The following is a 5,199-nucleotide window of genomic DNA, read 5'->3' on the forward strand; positions in this document are numbered from 1 at the left end:
AAATTGCTCAGCGTACTAAAGAAGATATACAAAAGGAGTTACTGGATAATGCGAAGCTTTGTGCATTTGATAGTATGCGTTTCTATTATGATAATCATACTCACCAATATGCAGGTCATTCTCACCAAAAAGCTAAATCTTATGAGATTCAAGCGGAAGCCGCAAAAAGCATTCTAGCAGCACCAGAATCTATAGATGAAAAGGATAAAGAAATTATAGAACCTTTAGCAAAAGTCCGTGGTATTACGGTTATTGAAATGGCAAGAATAATTGAGGAAAAAGTGAAAAAAGCAGTAAAAGCAATAATTAAATGTGAAGAGCTTGAAGATTTAGCCAAAAGAAAGATTGAAGAAGCCAAAAGTGAAAATGAGCTACAGACTTTGCTAGATGATTTCAGGAAAAAAATACAAAGAAATGGCTGAAGAATTTTTACATGGCGTAAATGTTATTGAGGTAACCTCAGGAGCAAAGACAGTACGTACAACTAAATCATCAGTGATAGGTGTAATTGGTACTGCACCTGAAGCTGATGAGCAAAAGTTTCCGCTAAATAAACCAGTGTTAATTGCAGGAAGCTTAAAAGAAGCAGCAAGACTTGGAAAGAGTGGCAGTTTACCTTCTGCAACAAACGGAATATTTTCCCAGATTGGTGCAACAGTAGTAGTTATTCGAGTTAAAGAAAGTGAAACTATCCAAAATATAATTGGCGGTGTTGATAAAGAGACTGGAGAGTATCAAGGGATAGAGGCATTCCTCAGTAGTGAAAGCATAGTTCATATTGCTCCAAGAATATTAATTGCACCTCAGTTTACTCATCAGTTACCTGAAATAGATGGAGTAAATCCAGTAGTGAGTGCTTTAATTTCCATAGCAGAAAAATTAAGAGCTATAATAGTTGCAGATGGACCAAATACTAATGATGAAGAAGCAATAAAATGGAGAAAAAGTGTAGGCAGCTCAAGAGTTTACGTAGTTGACCCATGGATTAAGTTATTTATTGAAGGAAAAGAAAAAATCTTGCCATCGAGTCCATTTGTAGCTGGTTTAATAGCTAAGATAGACAGCGAGCAAGGCTTCTGGCACTCACCTTCAAATAAAGAAATAAACGGTATTGTTGGAACAAGCAGGCCTATTGATTTTACGCTCGGTAATACAAATTGTAGAGCAAACCATTTAAATGAAAATGAAGTAACAACGATAATTCATCAAAATGGCTATAGGCTTTGGGGAAATAGAACATGTTCAAATGACTCAAAATGGGCTTTTTTGTCAGTGAGAAGGACTGCAGATTTAATCAACGATAGTCTACTTCGATCTCATTTATGGGCAGTTGATCGCAATATCACCAAAACTTACATAGATGATGTGATTGAGGGGGTGAATTCTTATTTGGCCAATTTAAAAACGCAAGGAGCGATTATCAGCGGAAAATGTTATGCAACACCAGAACTCAATACACCGGCAAATATTGCAAGCGGAAAAGTGTCTTTTGATTTTGAGTTTACACCGCCATATCCAGCTGAGCAAATAATATTCAGATCCCATCTTGTAAATATAAGTTAGGAGAAAGCGAAGTGTTACCCAAAATACTGAGAAATTTTAACGTATTTGTAGATGGTCGTGGTTATGCAGGAAAAATAGATGAAATAGCGCTACCAAAGCTTACCATAAAAACAGAGGAGTACCGTGCTGGTGGTATGGATATTCCAATAAATATTGACATGGGCATGGAAAAGCTTGAAGCAGATTTCACTTTTGCTGAATACGATACAGAGCTCTTTCGGCTATTTGGGTTGATAAATGGAAATTCAGTAGCTTTGACGCTAAGGGGCGGATTACAAGGCAGCGGAAACAATGATATTGAAGCAGTAATAATCAATTTAAAAGGCATTTTTAAAGAGTTTGACTTTGGCAACTGGAAACCTGCTGAGAAAGCAACGCTGAAGTGTACTGTAGCTGCCCATTATTATAAACTTACGATAGGTGGTAATGAATTAATAGAGATCGATGCTGAAAATATGATTAGAAAGATAAATGGCGTTGATCAAATGGCCTTGCTACAAACGATTCTAGGGATCTAATATGGTTGACAAAATTACATAAAAATGTTAAAATATAAGAAGTTGTAGGTATATAGTTAATATGGATTCTAAAGCTCATACAAATTCCATAGAGCAGCTAACTGGTTTACTTGTTAGTGTAGCACAATCTCAAGATAAGTCCGTTTTAAAGTTATTAACTGAATTAATGGAAGAAGAAATTGAAGATATGGAATTATCTAAGATTGCTGACGAACGCTATAAAGAAAAGAGGGTTAAACATCAAGATGCCTTCTGGGATTAAGCCTTACAATATAGACTATTCAGAATCTGTTATAAAGAAAGACATTCCGGCTCTTCCAGCAAAAGTAAAGTTAATGATTAAGAAGGCAATAATGGAGCGTCTAACAGTTGATCCAATTGGACTTGGAAAGCCATTAAAGCATAACTTAAGTGGACAACGTAGTCTACGGGTGAGTACCTATCGTATACTTTATTATATAGATGTACCAGAACATACAGTAGTTATTACTTCAATTGAACACAGAAAAGATTCTTATCAAAGCTAATCCTATTTATAGCACCATACAAAGAAATTAGTTATGTAAAAGCCGATATAGACTTTTATTTAATTAACTTTTTAAGGAGGAACATGCAAGCTATAACACTTAATAACCCAATAACAGTTGATGGTATTTCTGTCTCAGAACTTACTGTTAGACGTCCAAAAGTTAGAGATTATCTAGCTATTGAGAGACTTAGTGGTAGTGATCTAAGTAAGGAAGTAACTTTGACTGCCAATTTGACATCAGTTGCAAAAGAAGCAATTGAAGAGTTAGATATTGCTGATTATGTGAAAATTCAAGAGGTATTAAAGGGTTTTTTTTCACCGATTATCCAAAAAACTTGAGATTAGAAATACTAGTGCTTGGCTCTATCATAGGTGGTGGAGTTGAGCACATTCTTGATATGGAGATTAGTGAGTTTATTTTATGGAGCAAATTAGCTAGGGAGTTCAAATGTCAGTATTATCGATAAAAATAGGTGCAGTACTTGATGGCAGTTTTAATACTGTAATAAAGGGCAGTAGTAGTCAACTCTCTAATCTTGGTGAGAATATAAGAAAGCTTGATTCATCTTTAAAATCAGTATCAAAGTTTAAGCAGTTGGGTAGTGATGTTTTAACTAGCAGGAGATCATGGAAGGGCTTTGAAGATCAAGTAAAATCTTTAGCTAAACAAATGAAAGCGGTAGAGAAACCAAGCAAAACTTTAAAAGCTGAGTTTGATAAAGCTAAATTTTCTGCAACAAAAGCAAAAGAAGCATATTTGAAAAAGAGAGATGCTTTACATTCATTTAATGAAGAAGTAAGAAAAAGTGGAAGAAATATTAAGTCATTAGTAAGCGACCAATATAAACTTGGTTCTTCTATTGAAGCGCTAAAAGGCAAGTATGGTAAGCTTGGGTCTGCAATACGTAGTCACCAAAGTTTTTTAGCAAGCAAAGCACATTTTAAGTCACAAATTATAGAAACTATTGGGCTAGGGCTAACGCTTGCAGCTCCAGTTAAAGTTGTGATTGACTTTGAAAGTGCTATGGCTGACGTTAAAAAGGTAGTAAAATTTGTACAAAATGACACTAAAGATGAAGCATCAAAGTTCGCTAAAGAGTTAAAGAAATTATCTCGGGAGATACCATTGTCAGCTGCAGAATTAGCACAAATAGCTGCAAGTGGTGGTCAACTTGGTATTGACAAAGATGATCTTATGAAGTTTACAACAGTAGTTGCTAAAATGACCACAGCGTTTGATATGTCGGCAGAGGAAGCTGGTAATGCTATTGCGAAAATATCCAACGTCTATGGAATTAAAATTGATGGTATGGAAAATGTAGGTAACATAATAAACCATCTTTCAGATAATACTGCTGCTAAAGCAAAGGAAATGGTTCTTACACTGAATAGAATTGGCGGTAATGCTAAACAGTTTGGTTTAGAAGTTGATCAAGCAAGTAGCTTAGCAAGTGCGTTCATAAGTTTAGGTAAACAACCTGAGAAAGCAGCAACTGCTATAAATAACTTTCTTAGTAAACTACAGACTGCAAGAGAGCAAAGTCCTGAATTTCACGATGCATTAGATGAGATGGGAACAAGTATAGAAGAGCTTGAACAAACCATTAAAAAAAATCCTCAAGAGGCAATATTGCAATTTCTTGAAACTTTAAAAGAAATAGATGATCAAGAGCGTGCCGGTATTCTTATGAATTTGTTTGGCTCTGGGTTTCAAGATGACATTGCTCTTTTAGTAGGAAGCTTAGACATTTACAAGAAAGCTATTGAACATTTAGCTGATAAAGAAAAATATAACGCTTCAATGCAGGACGAATTTAACAATCGGGCAAATACTACAGCTAATAAATTACAATTACTTAAAAATGCAGTATTTGAAGCTGGCATGAATCTAGGGTCAGTAATGTTGCCTACTTTAAATTATGTAGCTGGAAGTTTGAAAGCAATAACAGAGCGTATAGCTTCTTTTGCAGAAAAATATCCAACTTTAACTACGGCAATCATGAGTACTTTAGCAGCTTTGATAAGTTTGAAAGTCTTAGTAGTGGGATTAGGCTATGGAATTACTTTATTAGGAAGTACAATTTTTGGTCTTAAAGCAACAATACTGACAACATTTTCATCTTTATCAAGTATAGTTTTTCCTGCAGTAATAACAGGGCTAAGAGCAATAACACTCGCTGTAATGACTAACCCAATTGGACTTTTAATAGCGAGTCTTGTTGCTGGTGCAGTTTATGTTCTAACTAACTGGCAAAAAGTGAAAGACTTTTTCTCTAGCTTTTGGAAATCACTCATTGAACCTATAGGAAAAGCTTTTTCATGGATGGGAAATACAGTTAGTAGCATATTTGCTGAGAATAGCCCGATTAGAAAATTTGAAAATAATGGAAATTTTGTTAATAAGCTTTCTAAAAATAGCATTTTCAGTAACGGAAACCCATTGACAAGTAATAGTGCTATTAAACAATTTTCAGAAAATAGTAAAGGCAATTTTGAGAGTTTTAAAGTTAAAGGTGTTATAGAAGAAAAAAGAGCTATAGAACAAGAAGAAGTTAAGAAAGCATTCAAGAAAAGTAGATGTGAAAATAG

Annotated in this window: 8 protein-coding genes; all 8 read left to right on the forward strand. The window is 34.7% G+C overall.

Annotation, left to right across the window (positions count from 1 at the left end; all coding sequences use genetic code 11):
- The coding region (locus Wcon_RS07745; RefSeq protein WP_114517777.1) for a hypothetical protein at positions 1-422 on the forward strand (422 nt) is incomplete at its 5' end.
- Positions 415-1,563, forward strand: coding sequence for a phage tail sheath subtilisin-like domain-containing protein (locus Wcon_RS07750; RefSeq protein ID WP_114517781.1), 1,149 nt, complete (start codon positions 415-417; stop codon positions 1,561-1,563). The genes Wcon_RS07745 and Wcon_RS07750, both read left to right, overlap by 8 nt.
- Before the next feature lie 11 nt (positions 1,564-1,574).
- Complete coding sequence (locus tag Wcon_RS07755) at positions 1,575-2,081, forward strand: phage major tail tube protein (RefSeq protein WP_114517778.1); 507 nt, start codon at positions 1,575-1,577, stop codon at positions 2,079-2,081.
- A 61-nt stretch (positions 2,082-2,142) separates the two neighbouring features.
- On the forward strand, positions 2,143-2,343 hold the full coding sequence (locus tag Wcon_RS07760) for a hypothetical protein (protein WP_007303020.1): 201 nt from the start codon (positions 2,143-2,145) through the stop codon (positions 2,341-2,343).
- A complete protein-coding gene (locus tag Wcon_RS07765) occupies positions 2,327-2,608 on the forward strand; it encodes a type II toxin-antitoxin system RelE family toxin (protein WP_010082215.1) in 282 nt (93 codons plus the stop codon). Before Wcon_RS07760 ends, Wcon_RS07765 begins: the two co-directional genes overlap by 17 nt.
- 83 nt (positions 2,609-2,691) lie before the next feature.
- Positions 2,692-2,949, forward strand: coding sequence for a phage tail assembly protein (locus Wcon_RS07770; RefSeq protein ID WP_114517779.1), 258 nt, complete (start codon positions 2,692-2,694; stop codon positions 2,947-2,949).
- A complete protein-coding gene (locus Wcon_RS12575) occupies positions 2,946-3,077 on the forward strand; it encodes a hypothetical protein (protein WP_255565541.1) in 132 nt (43 codons plus the stop codon). The genes Wcon_RS07770 and Wcon_RS12575 overlap by 4 nt, the downstream gene beginning before the upstream one ends.
- The coding region (locus tag Wcon_RS07775) for a phage tail tape measure protein (RefSeq protein ID WP_114517780.1) at positions 3,059-5,199 on the forward strand (2,141 nt) is incomplete at its 3' end. The genes Wcon_RS12575 and Wcon_RS07775, both read left to right, overlap by 19 nt.

It is taken from the genome of Wolbachia endosymbiont of Cylisticus convexus, from assembly GCF_003344345.1.